The organism is Mesoterricola sp. JemC181 (assembly GCF_055384585.1).
Map to the genome: position 1 here is coordinate 2,906,748 of NZ_AP045076.1, position 21,495 is coordinate 2,928,242.

Here is a 21,495-nt window from a genome sequence, read left to right on the forward strand (position 1 = left end):
ATCCCATGCCGACCATCGCCCTCGTTCTCGCCGCCGGCCTCGGCAAGCGCATGAAGTCCGCCCTGCCCAAGGTGCTCCACCCCATCCTCGGCGACCCGTCCCTGCTCTGGGTGCTGCGCGCCCTTCCGGAGGAGGTGCGCCACGCCGTGGTGGTGGTCCACCACGGCAGGGAGCAGGTGGAGGCGGCCCTGGCCTCCTGGGCCGCCGCGGGCCTCCTGCCCTGCCCCGCGACCACCGTGGACCAGGGCGAACCCCTGGGCACCGGGCACGCCGTGGCCCGGGCCATTCCCGAACTGGACCGCCTCGGCGCCGAGCGGGTGGTGATCCTCTGCGGCGACGTGCCCCTCATCCGCCGGGAGACCGTCGCGGCCCTCACCCGCGCCGAGGCCTCCGTCCTGGCCATGGACATGGACGACCCCGCGGGCTACGGCCGCGTGGTGGAGGCGGACGGCGCCCTGCGGGCCATCGTCGAGCACAAGGACGCCTCCGAGGCCGTGCGGGCCATCCGCCGGGTCAACGGCGGCGCCTACGCGCTGCCCTGGGCGCCCCTGCGGGAGGCCCTCGGCCGGCTCACCAACGCCAACGCCCAGGGCGAGTACTACCTCACCGACGCCGTCGTGGACGTGGCCTCCAGGGTGCGGGTGGCCGTGGACCTCTGCGAGCCCGCCGAGATGATGGGCATGAACTCCCGCGTCGACCAGGCCGCGCTCCAGCGCTTCGCCCAGGAGCGGGTGAACCGCGCCTGGATGGAGGCGGGCGTGACCTTCCTGGATCCCGCCGCGACCCTGGTGGGTCCCCGGGTGGAGCTGGGCCAGGACGTCCTCCTGGCGCCCGGCGCGCGCCTTGAAGGCGCGGTCGCGGTGGGCGCCGGCTCCCAGGTGGGCCAGGGCTGCGTCATCACCGACAGCACCCTCGCCGAAGGCGTCGAGGTGCGCCCCTACTGCGTCATCAACCTGTCGCAGGTGGGCCCGGGCGCCATGCTGGGGCCCTTCGCGCACCTGCGGGAAGGCACGGTGCTGGACCGGGGCGTGCACATGGGCAACTTCGTCGAGACCAAGAAGACCCATATGCATGAGGGCTCCAAGGCCAACCACCTGAGCTACCTCGGCGACTGCGAGGTGGGCGAGCGCACCAACATCGGCGCCGGTCTCATCACCTGCAACTACGACGGCGTCAACAAGCACCGCACCGTCATCGGCAAGGACGTCTTCGTGGGCTCGGACTGCCAGCTGGTGGCCCCCATCACCCTCGGGGACGGCTGCCTCATCGGGGCGGGCTCCACGCTTACGCAGGACGTGCCCGCGGACGCCATCGCCCTGACGCGGGCCCCGCTGACCGTGCGCGAGGGGGGGGCCAGCCGCCTCAGGGCCCGGCTGAAGGCGATCAAGCAAGGAATGAAGCGTTAGGCTACAGTTGTACAAGTGACCAAGGCTCCTCCCACCCCCCCCACCCCCTCCCAGGTACCGAATGATCAGCAGGCTCCTTGAACAGATCGGCGCGAAGATCATCGAGATCCTCGGGGACGTGGGCGACCTCGTGACCCTGGGCCTCCGGACCTTCGCGGGGTTCTTCCGCAAGCCCTTCGACGGACCCAATTTCCTCTACCAGCTCCAGGCCGTGGGCGTGAACTCCGTGCCGGTGGTGGTGCTCACCTCCGTGGCCGTGAGCATGGTGTTCGCCGTCCAGCTCTCCTTCGGGTTCAAGCAGTTCCAGGCCGAGGGCCTGGCCGGGCAGGTCGAGGGCCTCGCGGTGGTGCGGGAGCTGGCCCCGGTGATCACCGGGCTCATGATGGCCGGACGCGTGGGCTCGGCCATGGCCGCCGAGCTGGGCACGATGCAGGTCACCGAGCAGATCGACGCCCTGGAATGCCTTGCGACGGACCCCGTGCACTACCTCTTCGTGCCGCGGGTGCTTGCGAGCCTCGTTATGCTCCCGCTGCTCACGGGCCTGGCCATCTACGTGGGCTACCTGGGCGGCTACGTCCTGCTGGTGTGGGTGCAGGGCCAGAGCGCCTTCGTCTACAGCCAGGACTTCTTCAAGCTCATCAAGGGCAGGGATCTCATCATCGCCCTCATCAAGGGGCTGTCGTTCGGCCTGATCATCTCCATGGTGGGGTGCTGGCGGGGCTACCGCACCCGGGGCGGGGCCGAGGGCGTGGGCAACGCGCCCACCTCCAGCGTGGTGACCTCCAGCCTCTGGATCCTGGTCACCGACTTCTTCCTCACCAAGCTCCTCCTCGTCTGAGCGAACCGTGCCTGTCATCGACGTCTCCCATCTTTCGAAAGCCTTCGGCAAGCTCGTGGTCCTCGCCGACGTCAACCTGGCGGTGGAGGAGGGCGAGAGCCTGGTCATCCTGGGCGGCTCCGGCACCGGCAAGACCGTGCTCCTGCGCTGCATCATGGGCCTCCTGAAGCCCGACTCCGGCCACGTGGCCATCTCGGACAAGGTCATCCAGGACATGACCCGGGACCAGCTCTTCGAGGCGCGCAAGGAGATCGGGATGTGCTTCCAGATGGCCGCGCTCTTCGATTCCATGTCGGTGGAGGAGAACGTCGGCTTCGCCCTGAAGCGCCACACGAGGATGACCAGGGGCGAAGTGCTGGACCGCGTGGACGAGTGCCTGAACCTCGTGGGCCTCAAGGGCACCAACAAGCTGCGCCCCTCGGAGCTCTCGGGCGGCATGAAGCGCCGCGTGGGCTTCGCCCGGGCCATCGCCCTCAAGCCCAAGATCCTCCTCTTCGACGAGCCCACCACGGGCCTGGACCCGGTGATGACCGACGTGATCGGCCGGATCATCATGGACCTCAAGCGGGAACTGGGCGTCACCAGCATCACCATCACCCACGACCTCAAGAGCGCGTTCGCCATCGCCGACCGCATCGCCCTGCTCTTCCGGGGCCAATGCCTTGCGGTCCAGAAGCCCGACGACTTCAAGGTGAACCCCAACGAGGTCATCCAGCAGTTCCTCCGGGGCGACGCCGACGGTCCCTTCCTCCAGGACCCGCCGCCGCCCTCCAAGAAGCCTTCCCCGTCCGAGGCCCACCCATGAGCATGAAACTTGAAACGAAAGTCGGAGCGTTCTTCGTCGCGAGCATAGGCGTCCTGGGCATCCTGATACTACGCATGGAGAAGCTCGAGCTCTTCGCCGGCAACGGGCAGAACCACATCGCCACGTCCTTCGCCCAGGTGGCCGGCCTGAGCCTGCAGAGCAAGGTGCGGGTCGCCGGCGTGCCGGTGGGCGCCGTGACCACCATCGAGCTCCAGGGCAAGACCGCCAGGGTCGTCCTCTCCCTGCCCCACGAGTTCAAGCTCTACAAGGACGCGTCAGCATCGCTGAGCTCCATCGGCATCCTGGGCGAGAAGTACATCGAACTGGACCCCGGGCACCCCGAGGCCGGGGCCCTGCCCACCGACGGCACCATCCCCAGCAAGGCCGGCATGGGCATGGACACGATCATGGAGTCCATCGGCTCCATCAGCCTGGACGTCAAGAGCATCACGGGCGCCCTGAACAAGAGCATCGGCGGCGAGGAGGGCCGCATGAAGCTGGACGAGATCGTGGACAACATCCGCGTGCTCACCGCCGAATTCCGGGCCATGAGCCAGGAGAACCACGGCGCCATCAACGCCACCATGGCCAACGTGCAGCAGATGAGTTCCGAGCTGAGGGAGCGCCTGCCCAGGCTGGCCCAGCAGTTCGAGGACCTCGGAAAGAACCTCAACGCCATGGTCAACGACGGCCGGCCCGAGCTCAACGGCATCCTGAAGGACGTCCACAAGCTCTCCGCCGACCTCCACGTGACCGTCGACAACGTCAACCAGATCACCGGAAAGATGAACCGGGGCGAAGGCACCATCGGCAAGCTGCTCAACGACGAGACCACCGTGCAGAAGATCAACCTCGCCGTGGACAACGTCAACTCCATGCTGGGCGGCTGGAAGTCCATGGACCTGAACCTGGACCTGAACGCGGCCCGCTGGACCAAGCGCGGCGACTCCAAGGTGGGCATCGGCATCGACATCGTTCCCGCCCGCGACCACTGGTACGCGCTCGAGCTCTCCTCCACCCCCGACGGCAAGATCTCCGATTCCACCCACACCGCCACCATCGTCGACCCGAAGACGGGCCTGCCCACCCAGGTCTCGGTCTCCGAGCGGACCATCAACGTCGACCAGGCCTTCACCGTCTCGGCCCAGTTCGCCAAGCGCCTGGCCGAGAACTACGTCTTCACCGCCGGCCTCGTCGAGGGCAAGGGCGGCGTGGGCGCGGAGTTCCGGGCCTTCAACGACCGCTTCCGCTTCGGCGGCGTCGCCTACGACTTCACCAAGCGCGCCGACAAGCCCAACCCCCGCTACCGCCTGAGCACGAGCTACCAGTTCTACAAGGGGTTCTACGCCATGGCCGGCCTCCAGGACATCGCCAATTCCGACCTGCGCACCTTCTTCGTGGGCGGCGGCATCCGCTGGAAGGACGAGGACCTCAAAAAGCTTGTGGGGCTGGCCAGCGTTGGTAAATAATGGCGGGATGACGCAGCGCCCCCTGCCCCTGGAAAGCACCCGGCTGTTCATCGCCGTGCGCCGGGGCGTGCCCCTGGCCCTGGCCGCGGTGCTCATGGCGCTGGCGGTCATCGAGCCCGCCCGCCTCGGTTGGCCGCGTGGCTGGCTCATCCTCGGGGCCATGGGCTGCCTGGGCGAGGTGTGGCCCACCTTCAAGACCGGCCGGGCCTACGCCCGGGCCCGCACCGCCATCCAGCGCTGGGATGCCGGCTGGGTGTGGGCCCTGCGCCCCCTCTTCCGCCGCCTGGGGATGGAGGACGCCTGGATCCTCTCCTTCTGCGCCTGGAACAACCACAAGGTGCGCGGCCTCTTCCGCGACGCCAAGGCCAGGAAGGCCCTGGTGCTCCTGCCCCACTGCATCCAGATGGCCCGCTGCAAGGCCGACGTGCTCACGGACCTGACGAGCTGCTACGAGTGCGGCCTGTGCCCCGTGGGCGACTTCCTGCCCATGAAGCTGAACCTGGGCTGGGAGACCCGCATCTCCAACCGCAGCCACAAGGCCTACCGCGAGGCCCGGGAGTACCGTCCCGACCTCATCGTCGCCGTGAGCTGCACGGACCGGCTCTTCAAGGGGCTGGTGAAGCTCCCCGAGGTGCCCTGCTACGTCATCCCCCTGCAGCTGCCCCACCGCATGTGCGTGGACACCACCTTCTCCGTCCCCCACCTCCTGGCCGCCATGGAAAACCTCGTGGAGCCCAGGGAGGCCGAGCGGGTCGTCCCCTTCCGCCGGGAGGGCATCGCCTAGTGGCCTATCCCGTCCGCAGCGCCTTCGAGCGGATCGCGGGGCCCGAGGCCACCGCGTACCTCCTCCACCTGCGCCCCATGGAGTGGCCCATCATGTCGGCCCACTTCCTCCTGGGGGCGCTGCTGGCCACGGGCTGGCGCACCCCCTTGAAGCCCGCCCTGCTGGGCTGGGTGGTCTTCGTGGCGCTGCTCAACGGCGGCACCCTGGCCATCAACAGCGCCTTCGACAAGGACGAGGGGGACATCGGCTACCTGAAGGCCCCGCCCAAGCCGCCCCGGTACCTGCTGCACATGTCGGCCGCGATGCTGGCCCTTTCGCTCCTCCTGGGCTTCCTGCTGCCGCCGGTCTTCGCCTGGAGCAACGCCGCCTGCGTGGCGATGTCCGTCCTCTACTCGGTCCCCCCCGCGCGCCTCAAGGCCCGGGCCGGCTGGGACCTGGTGATCAACTGCCTCGGCTTCGGCGCCCTGGCCCCCCTGGCCGGCTGGGGCCTCACGGGCCTGCCCGTCACCCCCGGCATGCGGAGCGTGGTCATCGGCTTCGCGTTCCTCTTCGGGGCCCTGTACCCCGCCACCCAGCTCTACCAGATCGCCGAGGACCGCGCCCGGGGCGACCGCACCCTGGCCATCGTCCTGGGCGAGGGTCCCAGCCTGGGCTTCGCCGCGGGCCTGGCCGCCGCCGCGCACCTGTGGTTCGCCTGGGCCGCCCTGCAGTCCGGCCGGAGCCCCTTGCCGATGCTTATTTCACTGGGTGCCTGGCTGGGCGTGCTCCTCCCCTGGTGGGCGAAATGGCGGACGTTCACCAACGCACAGCATGAAGCGGGAATGTACCGGTGCCTGACCGCCTGGGCCATTACCGATGTAAGCATTCTGCTTCTGCTCTGGCCGCGGTGACTTCCTTTTCCCCATTCGTTGGAAATTTTGTATCCCCCCAGCCACCCCCATCCATCCGAATGTGCTGATCTGCAAAAGGCTTTTGGGCATTTCCTTCGGCGATCCTCGGTCCCCTCGGCGCGCGTCAGGCTTTTTGCCGGGTGCCTCGGCGCGAGTAATCTTTTCCGGAAGGGCCTGATGCATTCATGCGTTGGCATTCGGCATGGATGCCTGTGTCCACAACCCTATTGGCACTGAGTCTCTGTCACAGCATACTAGGGCAATGACAAGCTCATCAGATTGTCCATGGCCCACGATGTCCTGAACCTACAACCCATGTGGCTGGATGCCCAATGCCCCCGCATGGGCCGGTACGTCCTGGGCCCGCTTCTGGGCAAGGGCGGCATGGGCGAGGTGCTGGAGGGCTGGGACGTGGTGCTCTGCCGCGTGGTGGCCCTCAAGATCCTGCGGAACATGGACCCCACGGCGGTGATCCGGTTCATGCACGAGGCCCAGGTGCACGCCCGGGTGGCCCACCCCAACATCTGCCGGGTCTACGACGTGGAGGTGTCCGACGGCACCGTCATGATCGCCATGCAACTGGTGAGGGGACTCAACCTGGACCAGGCGCGCCCGGACCTGGCGACGGAGGAGGCCGTCACCCTCATGGCGCAGGTGGCCGAGGGGGTGCATGCGGCCCACCGGCTCAAGCTCATCCACCGGGACCTCAAGCCCTCCAACATCCTCCTGGAGCGGGGGGAGGACGGCCGCTGGGTGCCCTACATCTGCGACTTCGGCCTGGCCATGGCCCTGGACGAGCCGGCCTTCACGGCCAGCAACGGCATCATCGGGACCCCGGCCTACATGGCTCCCGAGCAGTTCCGGGGCGACCGGGCCCAGATCGGACCGGCCACGGACGTGTTCTGCCTGGGCGGGACCCTCCACTACCTGGTGTATGGCCGTCCTCCAGCCGGCTCCTTGGCCACGGCCGGCGGGCCCGGCGGGAGGAAGCGCACCATCGAGCTGCCCACGAACCGGGAGGTGCACCGGGACCTCAAGAACATCCTCATCAAGTGCCTCCAGCCCGACCCCGGGCTCCGCTACGGCACCGCGGCCAGCCTGGCGGAGGACCTCTGGGCCCACGTGAACGGGGAGAAGGTCAACGCCACCCTCCCCGGTCCCCTGGGCCGCCTCTGGCGCCGGTCGCGCTCCAAAGTGGCCGCGGTCCTGCCCTACGCCCTGGGCGCGGGCGGGCTCCTGTGCGGCGGCACGGCCACCGGACTCTACCTCGGCCACGCCCAGGCCCGGGAGGCGCTCCTGGCCCACCGTTTCGAGGTGGAGATCGGGCAGATGGAGCGGGACCTCCAGCTGGAACGGGCCCAGCCCCTCCATGACCTCCGGCCCGCCCTGATCCGGGCGCGCTCCCGCATGGAGACCCTCCAGGCGGAAATGAAGGCCGGGGACGCAGCCGGTCCCGGCCACCTGGCCCTGGCCCGGGCCGCCCTGCTGCTGAGGGACTACGGCCGGGCCCGGGCCGAGGCCGAGCGGGCCTGGGACGCCGGCGGCCGGGGCCCCGCCTACGCCCGGGTCCTGGCCCATGCCCTGGGGAGCGAGGCCACCCTGGGAGAAGGCCTGGGCGACCCGCCCGATATCGGCCGCCTGGAAACCCTCCTCCTCCAGGGCCGGGGCCTCACCGGCCAGGGGGAAGCCTTCGGGCAGGCCCTCGCGGCCCGCCTGCGCCGGGACGACCCCAAGGCCGCCGCGGAAGGCCTGGCCGAAGCCAAGGCGAACCCCTGGCGGGTGGAGGCGGTGGCTCTGGCGTCCACCAGCCTGTGCGCCCTGGGCCATGCCGCCCGGGACGGCGGGGATCTCCCCGGAGCCCAGGCGAAGTACCGCGAGGCCCTGGAGGCCGCCCAGGGCTGCATCGCCCTGGCCCCCAGCGACGCGCTGGCCCACCACGCCGCCCTGGAGTCGGCCAGGAGCCTGGCCGGGCTCCAGCTGGACCAGGGCCAGCTCACCCTGGAGGCCCTGGCCGGATTGGAGGCCCAGTGCCGCCAGGCCCTCCGGCTGGACCCCGGGGACCCCGGGCTCCAGGACGACTGGCTCGGGCTGCGCATCCTCAAGGTCATGAGGCTGCGGGACCTGGGCCGCGATGCGCGGGAGGATCTGGACGAGGCCATGATCTTCCAGGGCACCCGCCTGAAGGAGCCGCTCACCCGGGCCCTGCGCATGGGCCGCATGGCGGTGCTCCTGCTGCAGGCCCAGGCCGCCTTCCAGCGCGGGGAGGACCCCGGTCCGGCCCTGCAGGAGTGCCTGAAGGTCGCCGACCCCGGCCCCTTCCTGTCCCGCGACCTGCGCCGCGATGCCCTGATCTTCAAGGCCCGGGTGGAAGCCTCCCGCGGCGTGGACCCCGGGCCCACCCTGGGCGAGGCCCTGGCCCGGATCCCCGTCACGGACCACCCCTCCTGGACGGCCTCCCAGAGCGCCTGCGAGGCCTGGCTGGTGCGCGCGGAGTGGGAGGCGGCCCACGGGCAGGACGGCGCAGCCAGCCTGCGCAAGGCCCGGACCTTCATCAACGCCGCCCTCCAGCTCAACCCCGGCTCCCTCCCCGGACGGGCCCTGGAGGCGCGGCTCAGGGGGCGCCCGTGAAGGCCAGGATCCTCCAATCGACGCCCCGGGAGGACGTCGGGAAGGCGGTCGCCGCCCTCCTGGCGGGGGACTACATCCCCTGTGAATCCACCTGGGTCGCCGGGGCCGCGGCCTTCCTTAGCGCGCTCCGGGGCGGGATCCGCTTCGACCTGGTCATCCTGGACTTCGACACCCCGGAGGACGCGGCGTGCCTCCGGGAAACCGCGCGGCTGCATCCCGGGGTCCCGGTGATCCTCCTGTGCGGGGACGACGGGGAGGAGCGGGCCCTGGCGGCCCTGCGCTCAGGCGCCACGGACTACGTGCCCCGCGACCACCTGCGCCGCCTGCCCTCCATGGTGCGCCGCGCCCTGGCGGAGGTGCGGGACGCCGCCATGCGCAAGGAGGCCGAGAGCGCGAACGCGCGCCTGGGTTCGCTCCTGCGGGCCATTCTCGACGCCACCTCCGAAGGCATCCTCGTGGGGGACCTGGCGGGCCGGATCACCACCTACAACCGCAAGTTCATGAGCCTCTGCGGCATCCCGGAGTACATCCTGGCCACCATGGAGATGGACAAGGTGCTCCAGTTCCTCATGGACCACTTCCAGGACCCCGGCGCGTTCATGGACGAGGTGCGCCACCTGGGCGCCCAGTCCGACCGGGAGACCCTGGGCCTGCTGAAGTCCATCGAGGACCGCCAGATCGAAGGCGCGGGCCGGCCCTACCGCCAGGGCGGCGAGACCGTGGGGAGGGTCTTCAGCTTCCGGGACGTGACGGACCGCGAGCGCAGCGCCGAGCGCCTGAAACTGGTGATCAACGCCCAGCGCCCCCTCCTGGAGGCCGCGGCGGGCGCGGGGCTGGTGCTCTGGCACGAGGCCGGCGGGGTCCTGGCGCTGTCGGAAGCCGCCGGGAAGCTGCTGGGCCTGGAGGACCGGGACCTGCCCCGGACCCTGGACGCCCTGGCCGCCCTGGCCCACCCCGAGGACGCCCCGGCACTGCGGGCGGCGCTGGAAGGTCCCGGCTCGGAGCTCGAGGTGCGCCTGCGCACCGCCGCCGGCGCCTGGATCCGCACCGGGTGGGTGCTGAGCCGGGACCCCGGGGGCCGCCGCGGAGGCGCCTTCCGGGACATCACGGAGGGCCGCCTGGCCCGCCTGGAGGCGGAGGCCCGGTCCCGCACCCGGTGGATGACCACCCTGGCCTCCAACTTCGCCCGGGCCCTGCGCACGCCCCTGGAGAACCTGCGCATCCACCTGGGCGCCATCTCCGCCGGGGGGCCGCACCTGGAGGAGGCCCAGGCCTGCGCCGGGATCCTCGCCGGCCTCCTGGACCAGGCCGGCCGGGCCGCCCTGTGCGAGCCCGCGCCGGACCTGCTGCTGGAGCTCAACGCCGTGGTGGAGCGGGTCCGCCCCTGGGCCGAGGGGATCGCCGGGCCCGGCATCACGCTGGGGTGGGACCTGGAACCGGGCCTGCCGTTCCTCCCCATCAGCCCGGGGCGCCTTGAACCGGTCCTCATGAACCTCCTGCGCAACGCCCGGGAGGCCCTGGACGGCCAGGGCGAGATCCGCGTGCGAACCTTCCTGGCCGCGCCCGAACCCGCCGGGACGGAGTCCCCGCGCCTGGTGCTGGAGGTGCGCGACAACGGCCCGGGCATCCCGCCCCGGGTGAAGGACCAGATGTTCGACCCCTACTTCACCACCCGCGACGGGGCCCGGGGCCTGGGGCTGACGGTGGTGCGGTGCCTGGTGGAGGGCGCCGGCGGGAGCATCCAGGTGGACACGGAGCCCCTTCGGGGGACGTCGGTGAAGGTCAGCCTGCCGATCTAGGCCGAGACGAGCCCCTTCTCGATCGCGTAGGCGGTCAACCCCGAGATGTTGTGCACGTTCAGCTTCACCATCAGGTTGGCCCGGTGCTTCTCCACGGTCTTGGGGCTGATGCAGAGGAACTCCGCGATCTCCTTGGACCGGTGGCCCTCGGCCACCAGCTTGAGCACCTCCCGTTCGCGGTCGGAAAGCACGTCGTAGGTCGGGCGCACCACCTGCCCATCCTTGGAGTTCAGGTACAGTCCCACCACCACGGTGGCCACCGCGGGGCTCAGGTACCGCTCGCCGGCGAGCACGCTCCGGATGGCCGCGAAGAGGTCCGCGCTGCTGGTGTCCTTCAGCACGTAGCCATCCCCGCCGGCCTGGAGGACCGCGTAGACCTGGTCCTCGGCCTTGCTGACGGTGAGCACCAGGACCTTGATCCTCGGGTTCACCCGCTTGATCTCCTTGAGGGCCTCCAGGCCGTTGGTCCGGGGCATGGAGAGGTCCAGCAGCACCAGGTCGGGCAGCAACTCGGAAGCCAGCCGCATGGCCTCCCGGCCGTCCACGGCCTCGCCGACCACCTCGACCCCGGGCATTCGGACCAGGAGTTCCCGGAGCCCCTCCCGCAGGAGGTTGTGGTCCTCGGCGAGGATCACCCGGCACGTCTGGTTTGGATTCATCACGTCCCCCGAGGTGGACCCGGACCGTGGACTGGACCCGGGAAGGCGCCGGCAACGAAATTCATGGAGATTGTTTTCCCCATGGTAGGCCTGCCGGCAAGCACTTTCAAGGAAGGAGATGGAAACACAGGGGGTTAGCATGCGACCGACCAACCGGCAACTCAGGTGACCCACGTGCCTTCAGGCTCGAGCTTGCAGGCCCGGATCGCACGGATCAGGTGGCCGGAGGGTCCGCCCTTGGTGAGGTACCCGGCGGCGCCCGCTTCGCGCATGGCGCTGGCCGCGCTGGGCTCGTTGCTCATGGACAGGCCGAGGATCTTCGTGGCGGGCATCTCCCGGTGGAGGATCCGCGTCAGGACGAGGCCGTCCATCACGGGCATGGTGAGATCGGTCACCACCACGTCGGGTTTCAGCTGGCGGGCCAGGTCCAGCCCCTGCTGGCCATCCTGGGCCTCCCCGACCACCTCCAGGTCCGGATCGATCTGGAGCAGGCTGAGCAGGCCCTCCCGCATGATCCGGTGGTCGTCCACCAGCAGGATCCGGATCCGGGAGCCCTGGGCCCCGGCCGGCTCCGCGACGGCCCCTGCCGGCGGGGATGCCGGCACGGGAGCGGCGGGGCGTTCGCCGGCCCCGTCATCCTCCGGGGCCAGGAGGGTGACCCGCACCCCTTGATCGGGATGGCTCTCGATCTCCACCCGGCCCCCCAGGCAGCCCAGGCGCTGACGGATGTTGAAGAGCCCGAAGGAGCCATCCGTCCGGGAGGCCGTGATGCCGGGCGGGAAGCCGCGCCCCCGGTCCTCCACGGTGATCCGGATCCAGCCCCCCTCCAGGCGGTCGAGGGTCAGCCAGGCCTCCTTGCCGCCGGAATGCTTGACCGCGTTCAGGAGCAGTTCCCGCACCGACTGGAAGAGCAGGAAGCGGACCGTTTCCGACCTGGGTTCGATGGGGCTGCCGGCACGGACGTGGACCCGGAAAAGGCTGGATTCCTCCGTTCGCTGGGCCAGCCAGACCAGCGCGGGCACCAGCCCCGCCTGGGAGAGCACGGGCGGGCAGAGTTCCACCGCCAGGGACCGGGAGGCGGCCAGGGCCTCCTGGAGGATCGAATCCACCACCTGGACCCGCGCCGGAAGACCGGCCTTCTTCTCCCCCGGCACCAGGGTGAGCTGCAACCGGGCGGCTACGAGGAACTGCTGAAGGTGATCGTGGAGGATATCCGCGAGGTGCTTGCGCTCGCGCTGTTCGGTGCCGGCCAGTTCGGCCACCAGCGCCCTCAGTTCGGAGGCCAGCTGCTCCGACTCCCCGGTGCGTTCGCTGACCCTCCGCTCCAGCTCCTCGTTCAGGTGGCGCAGCGCCTCCTCGGCGCGAAGGCGGGACGTGGTCTCGAACAGGGACCACACAAGTCCGGCCACCTGCCCACCCGGGTCCTTCACCGGCGCGAGGGTCCAGTCCCAGAAGGTCGTTCCGGGCGCCGCGGACTCCCGGAACCGGATGGGCTGGTCCCGGGCTTCCCGCGTTTCCCCGGCCTCCAGGGCCCCCTGGAAGGCCAAGGCGTTCACCGGGTCGGGGTGGAGGTCGAAGTGGTTCAGGCCGACCAGTTCCTCCGGGCGGCAGCCGCAGCGGGCGGCGTAGGCGGAGTTGACCCGCAGGTACCGGAAGTCGCGGTCGAGATAGGCCAGCAGGGAATTCGGCGCTCCGTCCATGACCGCCTGGAGCAGATCGCGCTCGACCTGGAGGGTGGCCTCGGCTTCCTTGCGGGCGCTGATGTCCTGGAAGGCTCCGAACACCTTCACGGTCCTGCCGTTCACCTGGACGGGGCGGCTGGTGGCGTGGACCCAGATCTTGCGCCCCTTGGCGGTGATCAGTTCCAGCTCCAGGCTGAAGGACTCGAACAGTTCGATGGACCTGCGCACCGCCTCCCGCACCTTGGGCAGCGACTCCGGGGCGTAGAAGGAGAGCGCGGACTCCACCGTGGGCGTGAATTCCCCGGGGCTCGTTTCGTGGATCCGGTAGGTCTCCTCGGTCCAATGGAGGGTGTTGGCGATCAGATCGATCTCCCAGCCGCCCACCCGGGCCAGAGCCTGGGATTCCCGGAGCAGGGCATGGAGGCGGGCCACCTCCGCATTGGCCTCCTTCCGGCGGGTGATGTCCTTGAACGTGGAATAGGTCTGGAAGGCGACGGCCTCCCCGGGACGGAAAAGGGGGACGGAACTGACATTGAGCCAGACGATGGCCCCCGAACCGGGATCGAGCAGGCCCATGGTCACGTCGTTGACGGGCCGCCCCGTGCGCCGGGCCAGGAAGGACGGGCGCTCCCCCGTGGGGAATTCGCTGAAGTCCTCGCGGATGAACCGCCACAGGGGGTTGATCCCGGTCGTGCCCTGCATGTCCTCCAGGGAGCGCCCGAGGATTCGCTGGGCCGCCTCATTGGCCGATAGGACGAAGCCCGTGGTGTCCTGGTAGACGATCCCCATCTGGGCCGTGTCGAACAGGGCCCGGTGGCGCGTCTCCGACTGCATCTGCCCCAGGTTCAAGGTCGTGACGAGCCCGGCGAGTTCCAGGAGGAAGTCCAGGTGGCGCCGGACCGCGTCCCTGCTGAACCGCGGCACCTGCCCGGCCGCGGCCAGGTAGTCCTCCGCGTCGAAGCCCCACGTCCCGGCGCGGGCGCGGAAGTCCTGGAGGCCGGCCTCCTCGTCGTCATACAGGAACTGGCCGGTGTACAGGCTCCCGATCTGGACCTCCCCGGCGTACAGGGGCGTCACCACGTCCCAGAGGCCGTTGCCGCATTTTTCGGCCACCCGCTCTCCGCGCGCGGCCCCCTGGACCAGGCGGAGCCTGCAGTCGGCGCAGAGGGCTGCCGTGCCGGGGTGGACCTTGTGGAACCGGAGGCACACGTCCTGCCCGCCGGTTTCGACCACGACCCGGCCCTCGAGGTCGAGGATGGCGGCCACCGCCCCGGTGAGGGCCCGGAAGCGCTCCAGCAGGGCACGCAGGGCCGGCACGTCCAGGATGGCCTGGATCGGCGGAATCACCGGGTCGGCCTTCCATGGCGAGGACAGGTTCATGGCCGCGCTCCGGGGGCGGGGTGAGGGGTGAGAGACGAACAGGATGCCCGGAGTGGAGGGCCCCGTCCAGAGGGGACCGTCCGCTCCGGGCCGTCCTGCGCTCAAGTCATCAATTGCGGATGCCCAGCAGCTCCAGCTCAAAGCAGAGGGTCGCGTAGGGCTGGATCCTGGGCAGCGCGCCCTTCTCGCCGTAGGCTAAAGCGTAAGGAACCCAGATCTGCCACTTGGAGCCGACCGGCATGCGCTGCAGGGCTTCGCGGAGACCGGGAACGGTCTGTTTGAGCCCCAGGCTGGCGGGCTCCCCCCGGCGGAGGGTGTTGTCGAATTCCGTACCGTCGAGGAGCAGGCCCCGGTAGTTGCAGGACACGACGTCCCCCTCCGAAGGCAGGGGCCCCTTCCCTTCCGCGAGGACCTTGTACTGCACCCCGCTGGCCAGGGCGACGACGCCGGGTTCGCCCTGGTTCCTGGCGAGGAAGGCCTCCCCTTCGCTGCGGTTCCGGTTGGCCACCATCTGGAGGGGCCGGGCCCGCTGCAGCTTGATTTCGGTCTGGAGGGCGTTGAGGGCCGCCTGGAGTTCCTTCTCGGTCAGTTTGAGTCCGCCGGACGCGTAGGCGTCCTGCAGCCCCTGGAGGAGGGCCTGGATGTCCAGTTCGGCGCCCTGGCGCCGGAGGGCCTTGCCCATGTCCACGCCGGCCGCGTAGCTCTGCTTCTCCTTGTCCGAGGCCAGCTCCTGCGCGCCCAGGGAGGACAGCAGGAGACCGGAGACCAGGAGCGCAACCCATCGTGACGACATTTCTCCTCCTTGGGGCGGGGCGTAGGGAACGCCTGCGGGGCGGGCCGGAGCCCTCCCCGCAGGTCACTGCACGTCAGGTTCAGGGGGTGACGACCGGCGCGGGGGCGGCGTTCACCCAGGCGGAGTTTCCGGCAGCGTTCACCGCCTGGACACGGTAGTAGTACCGGGCCCCGCGGGGCAGGCCGTTCTGCACGAAGCTGGTGATGTTGCCTGCGACGCTGTAGTTGTTCAGGCCCGTCGTGAAGGTGGCGTTGGTCGCGCGCTGGATGTTGAAGGCGGTGTTGTTGGTGGAGTTGTCGACCCACGTGAGGGTGACCCGGTCGCTGTTGTTGGTGACCCGGACCGCGGCGGCGGCGACGCGGGTGGGCGCGGCCGGCGCAGCCAGGAGGACGGACACGGGACCCGCGAAGGCCGAGGAGCCGGCCCCGTTGGTGGAGGCGATCCGGTAGGCGTAGGTGTTGCCGGTGGACACGCTGACATCCGTGAAGGCGGTCGCGTTGGCCGCGGTGACGACCAGCAGGGTGAAGGCGCCGCCGTTGACCGACCGCTGGATGGTGAAGCCGGTTTCATTGTTGGAGTTGTCGGTCCAGGTGATGCGGATGGACCGGGCCGTCTGGATGGCCGCGGCCGGGTTCGTGGGCGCCGCGGGAGGCAGCGGCATGTTCGAAGCCACGGCCGCCGTGTAGGCGGAACTGGCCATGGCATTGGGGAAGCCCACCACGCCGCTGCCCACCAGGTTGTTGGCCATCACGCGGTAGTAGTAGACCGTGGAGGTGTTGCCGATGACGTCGGTGTAGGTGGTCACGTTGCCCAGGCTGATGGTGGTGGTGCCCACCGCGAGGAAGAGGGGATCGGTGGACTTCTGGATGGTGAACCCGGTGGCGTTCAAGGCGCTGTTCACCCACTTCAGGACGACGGACTTGGAGCGGCCCGAGCCCGTGATGGCGGCGGTGAGGGCGGTGGGCGCGTCCGGCGTCAGGGCGACGGACATGGGCCGCATCATGTCGTTCTCCTCGTGGCCCAGGAGGTGGCAGTGCCAGGTGTACTCGGCGCCGAAGTTCGCCACCTTGTTGGCGATGGTGACGGGGTTGTTGTTGGGGTCCACGCCCAGGAAGCTGGTGGAGCTGCCGATGGGAATCGTGGGATCCAGGGGCCGGATGTTGTTGGGCATCTTGAAGTTGACGGCCGGGGACTTGGCGTGGAGGGCGACGACGATGTCCTCCAGGGGGTTCATCTTGACCGTTTCCTTCCAGCCGATCTCCTCCGGATAGGGCGGCTTGATGGCGCCGTCCCAGCCGACGCGGTTGACCACCTGGACGTTGAAGAGGTGGAAGTGGATCGCGTGGGTGTCCACGCCGTTGTGCGTGATCTTCCAGAGCTGGACGGTGTTGTCGGGGAAGACCTCCGTGACGGGATCGGCGAACCCGAAGGGGATCGTGGTCTGGATGGTGGCGGTGGTGAAGGGCACTTCCACGCCCAGCGTGGCGTTCATGCGGCCGAAGGGATCGAAGAGCTCCTGGATGGCCTTGGGCTGCAGGGGATACACGACCCCGTTGATGTTCATGCTGGTGTCGGAGATGCGGGCGTAGGTGTTGGCCGGCACGATGGGGGCGTCCTCGGTGGCGTAGGCCGCGGCCATGGGCGCCGCCAGGGTGGCGGGGTCCAGGACCGTCGCGGCGCCGTTGGCGTCGACCCGGATCTGCATGATGGTCCGGGTGTTGGGGCCGTAGCCCGGCAGGGTCGGCGGGGCGCCGCCCTGGCTGGTCATATCGGGCCCGCCGGTGTAGAAGTCGTACCGGGGATCGCCCGCAGGCACGGGAGCCGGGGCGTCGTTGTAGAGGATGATGGTCTTCCCGGCGTACTGGGAGAAGTCCACGATCACGTCGGCGCGCTCGGCGGGGCCGAGGAAGAGCGTGTGCTCCAGGGTGTTCAGCACGGTGACGCTGCGCTTGTTGTTCTCGTAGCCGATGGGCGTGTTGGGGAGCACCACGGGCGCGGGGGCGATGCCGCCCTCGGAACCGATGTGGATGAAGGAGGGGCCCATCAGGCTGGGGCTGGGATCGGGCACGCCGCCGAACCGGTTGTCCAGGATGTTGGGGGTCATGCCGACGGTGTCGTTGGCGGTCCAGGTGGCGGGCCAGGTCGTCCCCGGATCCAGGGCGCCGGCGGCGACCCCGGTGCCCTTGACGGCCGGGATCATCTTGACCTCGGTGAGTCCGCCGGGTCCCGTCACGGAGGGATCGGCCACGTACATCTGGAGGTTGAGGTACCGGTCGTTGCAGCCGTTGAGGATGCGGAACCGGTAGGCCGTGGGCTTGGCGCTCATGTAGGGATAGGCGGTGCCGTTGATGACCGGCGTGTCCATGAAGGCCTCGGGCACGATGGACGTGGCCGGGGGCACCATGGACGGGAACACGGGCCAGAACCATGCGCCGTAGTCCCAGCGGCCCAGGGGGTTGGCGCCGGAGAGGTCGTTGGGGTTCTGGTTCGGCATGTAGACGTGGGGGAACCAGAGGCTGCCCTTGGTCTGGCCCCAGGGACCGGAGGCCCAGAGCGGGTCGACCACGGTGGTGGCGGGGCTGGCGGTGCCGGTGAAGCCGGCGGGAACCGTGCCGTCGCTCACGAAGGTCTTGTCCTGGATGATGAGGGGCACTTCCCCGCCGGGCGCGAAGGCGTTCAGGGCCCGCTCGGTGGGATCCACCAGGAGGTAGCCCGCGGCCGCGCCGCCGTATACGTTCAGGCGGGTGATGCCCATGGCGTGGTCATGGTAGAACATGAGCCGGCCGGACTGCCCGTTGGGCCAGAAGAAGGTGGCGGAACCGTTGGCGGGCACCGGCATGTCGGGGACGTTCTGCTGGCTGGCGCCCTTCAGGAGGGAACCGGCCTCCCCGGCGGGGGTGATCCACTGGTGGGCCGTGCCGTCGCTGATCCAGGGGTTGTCGCCGCCGTGGAGGTGGAGCGTGGCGCGGGTCTGGGGATAGTTGGTGCCGTCGGGACCCATGCCGGCGCCCATGACCGTGACGTCCGTGGGGATGAAGAGGTTGCCGGTCGCGCCGGTGGGGAGCAGGTTGTCGAAGGTGACGCGGGTGGGCACGCCCTTGGTGGCCACGATGGTGGGGCCCAGGTAGCTGGGGTTGTCGATGCCGAACTTGCCGCCTGGCAGCGGGACATGCTTGCTCACCATGGCGGGGGTCATGGCGGCCATGGCGGCGAGGGTGCCCGGGGTCTCCACCTGCACGTAGCCGCGCAGCCTGGTGGGGCCCAGGTCGGAGTGCATCTGCTCGGAGTACTCCACCAGGGCGATCTCGTAGCTGGCGGTGCCGGCGAAGGTGGTCAGGTCGGCCACGGCCACGGGGATGTACTGGCCGAGGTTGTTCGCGCCGGCCGCCGTGAGGCCCGGCAGCGAGTCGACGAACTTCCTGAGGATGGGGCTGTAGGCGAAGTTGGGCTTGGTGTAGTCCACGCCGGTGGCGAGCGGGGGCGGGGCGACGTACTGCGCGTAGAGCAGCGGCGTGGACCCCAGGCAGAGGAGGGCCGAGATCGTGACCGTTCGCGTGAGGCGGGCAGGCTTGGCCTTGGCTTGGTATTTGTTCATGGGAGTTCTCCGTGAAGGAAGCAGGTGGGCTTGGCACGATCAAGGGGGGGAGCCGGGGGTGGGGTTATCTCATAGGCCTCCAGGTCCGCGGATGCGCGCCCGGACGCGCTCCCAGGTTCGTTCCGCATTCGGATCGGCGATGGACATCCGGGTGGTCCCTTTCTCATGGGCAGGTTTTCGCATGCCAAAAGGTAGGCCGGGCCCCGGACGGCCACTATGGGGGGATCCCCCCATATGGGGACGGGAAAGCATGTAATTGGGTGCCCCGGTATGGAAATGGCGCGGGGCCGGGACTACCTTGCCTGCACGACACCCCCCTGGAGGCCCTCCCTTGATCAACCCTAGGAAGCACCGCCTGGTACTCGCCGAAGACCACACCCTTCTCCGGGACGGCCTGCGCTCGATCCTGGAATCCCGGACCGGCTACGAGATCGTCGGGGAAGCCGGGGACGGCCGCGAAGCGATCCGCCTGGTCGCCGAGCTGGAGCCCGACCTGGTGATCCTGGACCTGTCCATGCCCCGCACCAACGGTCTCGAAGCCCTTCGCGAGATCAAGCGGATCCGGGAGCAGACCTGCGTCCTCATCCTGACCGCCCACACCGGCGAGGACTGGGTCTTCGAGGCCATCAAGTCCGGAGCCAACGGCTACCTCCTGAAGGATGGCAGCGCCGCCGAACTCCTGGAGGCGGTGGCGAGCCTCCTCCGGGGGGAGCGCTTCCTCAGCCCCGGGATCGCCACCACGGTGGTCGCCGCCTTCCTGCGCCTGCAGCAGCCCGCCCCCCGGCGCACGCCCTACGAGGACCTCACCCAGCGCGAACGGGAGGTGCTCAAGCTCGTGGCCGAGGGCTACCGCACCCGGGACATCGCCGCCTACCTGTGCATCAGCCCCAAGACCGTGGAGAAGCACCGGGGCAGCCTGATGAAGCGCCTCATGATCCACAACGTGTCCGCCCTGACGGCCTTCGCCATCGAGAAGGGGCTCGTCTCCGCGGCCCGTCCTCTCCCCGGCCCCGCCGAAGGGTCCGGAAGGCCCGACTAGATACGGATTTTCCCCGGGCCAGTATGGGGGAAAACCCCCATGGGCGCCGGGGGGTGGATCACCTACCTTGCTGGGTATCCGATTCCCCGGAAAGCGAGGCCCCCGTGAACACCCGAATCCTGAACGGACTCCTGCTGGCGGCGCTCCTGGCGGGGCCCGTCCCCGCCGCGGAGCCCCGACGGCCCCTGGACCTGGGAGAGCGAATGTACCGGGACGGCCTCCTTCCTTCGGGCCAGCCTCTCCAGGCCGTGATGAAGGCCGGCACCCGGGTCCCGGGGACGGCGTTCGCCTGCGCGGGCTGCCACGGCCGCAGCGGCATCCCGCCCATGCAGGAGGACGGCGTGCGCGTGCGCGCCATCAACGGCCGGACCCTGTTCCAGCCCCTGTACCTCCACTTCACCGGCCTCACGCAGGAGGAGCGGGAGGCCCTCGTCCCCGCGCGGTTCAAGACCGCGCCCCTCAGGCCCGCCTACACGGAACGCTCCCTCATGGACGCCCTCGTCAAGGGCGTGGACCCCTCCGGACGCGAGCTGGGCCCCGCCATGCCCCGCTACCGGGCCTCCGATGCGGATCTGGCGCCCCTGGTCCAGTATCTCGGCCGGCTCTCCTCCGCGTTCGCGCCCGGCGTCACGGACAAAAGCGTCACCTTCGCCACGGTCGTGACCGAGGAGGTGCCCGCCGCGGACCGCGCCGCCATGACCGGCGCCATCGAGCGATCGCTGCGCTCCCACAGCAACCTGCGCCCCAACCCCCGGCAGAAGATGGGCCAGATGCTCAACATGCAGCTCATGGGCATCGGCTTCCGGGAATGGAGGCTGGCCACCTGGGTCCTGAAGGGCGAGCCCGCCACCTGGCAAGCCCAGCTGGAGGCCTTCTACGCCCAGGAACCCGTGTTCGCGCTCCTGGGCGGCATCTCCACCCGGACCTGGGAGCCGGTGCACCGGTTCTGCGAGGACCTCCGGCTGCCCTGCGTCCTGCCCATCACCGACCAGCCCGGCCTGGAGGGTTCCTACACCTTCTACTACACCAGGGGCTACCACCAGGAGGGCGCGTCCGCGGCCCGGTTCCTGGCGCAGGCGCCCCCCGCCCGGGTCGTCCAGATCCTGGGGCCGGGATCCGAGGCCGCCCTCCTGGCCAAGGGCTTCGAGGAGGCCTGGGCGGGCCGGACCCCCGTGCAGTCCATCCCCTGGAACCCCTCCCGCCCGGTCAAGGCCGACAAGGACACCGCCCTCCTGATGTGGACCGGCCCCGACGCGTACCGGGCCCTGGAGGCGATGGCCAGGACCTCCCCGCCCCAGGTGTTCATGTCCTCCACCCTCCTGGCCGAGCGGCTCTGGGACCTGCCGGAAGCGGCCCGGGGCTTCACCCGGGTGGTGTACCCCTACCGCCAGCCCGGCCCGAAGACCCTGCCGCCCCGCATGGGCGCGCGGGTGGGGGCCGTCGTGGACAAGCCCTTCCAGGCCAATGACCGGCGCATCGCCTCCCGCATGGAGGACGCCATGAAGGTGCTGTCGGAGGCGCTGGCCCGCATGGAGCGGAACTACTACCGGGACTACCTCCTGGACACCCTGGACGCCGCCCCCGCCGCCGACGCGACCGACTACGACCTGCTGAACTTCTCCCCGGGCCTGCGCCACCTGTCCGAGGGCTGCCACGTCGTGCGCCTCCAGCCCGGTCCCGCGCGCGGATTCGATCCCAACGAAACCTGGGGCCTCTACTAGCCCCCCC

Annotated in this window: 14 protein-coding genes; 10 read left to right on the forward strand and 4 right to left on the reverse strand. The window is 69.9% G+C overall.

The window, feature by feature from the left end:
* Window positions 1–5: 5 nt before the first annotated feature.
* The 8 genes from glmU (at window position 6) to ACZ5MC_RS12785 (ending at window position 10,619) form a co-directional block, all read left to right on the forward strand.
* Complete coding sequence (glmU, locus tag ACZ5MC_RS12750) at window positions 6–1,406, forward strand: bifunctional UDP-N-acetylglucosamine diphosphorylase/glucosamine-1-phosphate N-acetyltransferase GlmU (RefSeq protein ID WP_464515958.1); 1,401 nt, start codon at window positions 6–8, stop codon at window positions 1,404–1,406.
* A gap of 61 nt (window positions 1,407–1,467) precedes the next feature.
* A complete protein-coding gene (locus ACZ5MC_RS12755) occupies window positions 1,468–2,244 on the forward strand; it encodes an MlaE family ABC transporter permease (RefSeq protein ID WP_306600880.1) in 777 nt (258 codons plus the stop codon).
* 7 nt (window positions 2,245–2,251) lie between these two features.
* Complete coding sequence (locus ACZ5MC_RS12760; RefSeq protein ID WP_306600881.1) at window positions 2,252–3,049, forward strand: ABC transporter ATP-binding protein; 798 nt, start codon at window positions 2,252–2,254, stop codon at window positions 3,047–3,049.
* On the forward strand, window positions 3,046–4,518 hold the full coding sequence (locus ACZ5MC_RS12765) for an MlaD family protein (protein WP_464515959.1): 1,473 nt from the start codon (window positions 3,046–3,048) through the stop codon (window positions 4,516–4,518). Before ACZ5MC_RS12760 ends, ACZ5MC_RS12765 begins: the two co-directional genes overlap by 4 nt.
* 7 nt (window positions 4,519–4,525) lie before the next feature.
* Complete coding sequence (locus ACZ5MC_RS12770; RefSeq protein ID WP_306600883.1) at window positions 4,526–5,302, forward strand: DUF116 domain-containing protein; 777 nt, start codon at window positions 4,526–4,528, stop codon at window positions 5,300–5,302.
* Window positions 5,302–6,192 (forward strand): UbiA family prenyltransferase, encoded by an 891-nt coding sequence (locus ACZ5MC_RS12775; protein ID WP_306600884.1) that lies wholly within the window; start codon window positions 5,302–5,304, stop codon window positions 6,190–6,192. Before ACZ5MC_RS12770 ends, ACZ5MC_RS12775 begins: the two co-directional genes overlap by 1 nt.
* 342 nt (window positions 6,193–6,534) lie before the next feature.
* A complete protein-coding gene (locus tag ACZ5MC_RS12780) occupies window positions 6,535–8,820 on the forward strand; it encodes a serine/threonine-protein kinase (protein ID WP_464515960.1) in 2,286 nt (761 codons plus the stop codon).
* Complete coding sequence (locus ACZ5MC_RS12785; RefSeq protein ID WP_464515961.1) at window positions 8,817–10,619, forward strand: PAS domain-containing sensor histidine kinase; 1,803 nt, start codon at window positions 8,817–8,819, stop codon at window positions 10,617–10,619. The genes ACZ5MC_RS12780 and ACZ5MC_RS12785 overlap by 4 nt, the downstream gene beginning before the upstream one ends.
* On the opposite strand, the gene ACZ5MC_RS12790 is transcribed toward ACZ5MC_RS12785, so the two are convergent.
* The 4 genes from ACZ5MC_RS12790 to ACZ5MC_RS12805 all read right to left on the reverse strand — a co-directional run bounded on the left by ACZ5MC_RS12790 (window position 10,616) and on the right by ACZ5MC_RS12805 (window position 18,728).
* Entirely contained in the window at window positions 10,616–11,278 is a 663-nt protein-coding gene (locus tag ACZ5MC_RS12790) for a response regulator (protein ID WP_464515962.1), read from the reverse strand. The genes ACZ5MC_RS12785 and ACZ5MC_RS12790 overlap by 4 nt on opposite strands.
* Window positions 11,279–11,439: 161 nt before the next feature.
* Entirely contained in the window at window positions 11,440–14,340 is a 2,901-nt protein-coding gene (locus ACZ5MC_RS12795; RefSeq protein WP_464515963.1) for a PocR ligand-binding domain-containing protein, read from the reverse strand.
* A 109-nt stretch (window positions 14,341–14,449) separates the two neighbouring features.
* On the reverse strand, window positions 14,450–15,133 hold the full coding sequence (locus ACZ5MC_RS12800) for an FKBP-type peptidyl-prolyl cis-trans isomerase (protein ID WP_306600889.1): 684 nt from the start codon (window positions 15,131–15,133) through the stop codon (window positions 14,450–14,452).
* 79 nt (window positions 15,134–15,212) lie between these two features.
* Window positions 15,213–18,728, reverse strand: a complete 3,516-nt coding sequence (locus ACZ5MC_RS12805; protein WP_306600890.1) for a multicopper oxidase domain-containing protein — start codon at window positions 18,726–18,728, stop codon at window positions 15,213–15,215.
* A 331-nt stretch (window positions 18,729–19,059) separates the two neighbouring features.
* Between ACZ5MC_RS12805 and ACZ5MC_RS12810 the strand changes: the two genes are divergently transcribed.
* Window positions 19,060–19,767: a response regulator gene (locus ACZ5MC_RS12810; RefSeq protein WP_306600891.1), complete on the forward strand. Its 708-nt coding sequence runs from the start codon at window positions 19,060–19,062 to the stop codon at window positions 19,765–19,767.
* Window positions 19,768–19,871: 104 nt separating this feature from the next.
* Window positions 19,872–21,488: a type 1 periplasmic-binding domain-containing protein gene (locus tag ACZ5MC_RS12815; RefSeq protein ID WP_306600892.1), complete on the forward strand. Its 1,617-nt coding sequence runs from the start codon at window positions 19,872–19,874 to the stop codon at window positions 21,486–21,488.
* Window positions 21,489–21,495 lie beyond the last annotated feature (7 nt).

What these genes read in the sequence shown, in the direction of transcription:
- glmU (WP_464515958.1), top strand. Translation starts at nt 6, where the DNA reads ATGCCGACCATCGCCCTCGTTCTCGCCGCCGGCCTCGGCAAGCGCATG.
- ACZ5MC_RS12755 (WP_306600880.1), top strand. Translation starts at nt 1,468, where the DNA reads ATGATCAGCAGGCTCCTTGAACAGATCGGCGCGAAGATCATCGAGATC.
- ACZ5MC_RS12765 (WP_464515959.1), top strand. Translation starts at nt 3,046, where the DNA reads ATGAGCATGAAACTTGAAACGAAAGTCGGAGCGTTCTTCGTCGCGAGC.
- ACZ5MC_RS12770 (WP_306600883.1), top strand. Translation starts at nt 4,526, where the DNA reads ATGACGCAGCGCCCCCTGCCCCTGGAAAGCACCCGGCTGTTCATCGCC.
- ACZ5MC_RS12780 (WP_464515960.1), top strand. Translation starts at nt 6,535, where the DNA reads ATGGGCCGGTACGTCCTGGGCCCGCTTCTGGGCAAGGGCGGCATGGGC.
- ACZ5MC_RS12790 (WP_464515962.1), bottom strand. Translation starts at nt 11,278, where the DNA reads ATGAATCCAAACCAGACGTGCCGGGTGATCCTCGCCGAGGACCACAAC.
- ACZ5MC_RS12795 (WP_464515963.1), bottom strand. Translation starts at nt 14,340, where the DNA reads ATGAACCTGTCCTCGCCATGGAAGGCCGACCCGGTGATTCCGCCGATC.
- ACZ5MC_RS12800 (WP_306600889.1), bottom strand. Translation starts at nt 15,133, where the DNA reads ATGTCGTCACGATGGGTTGCGCTCCTGGTCTCCGGTCTCCTGCTGTCC.
- ACZ5MC_RS12805 (WP_306600890.1), bottom strand. Translation starts at nt 18,728, where the DNA reads ATGAACAAATACCAAGCCAAGGCCAAGCCTGCCCGCCTCACGCGAACG.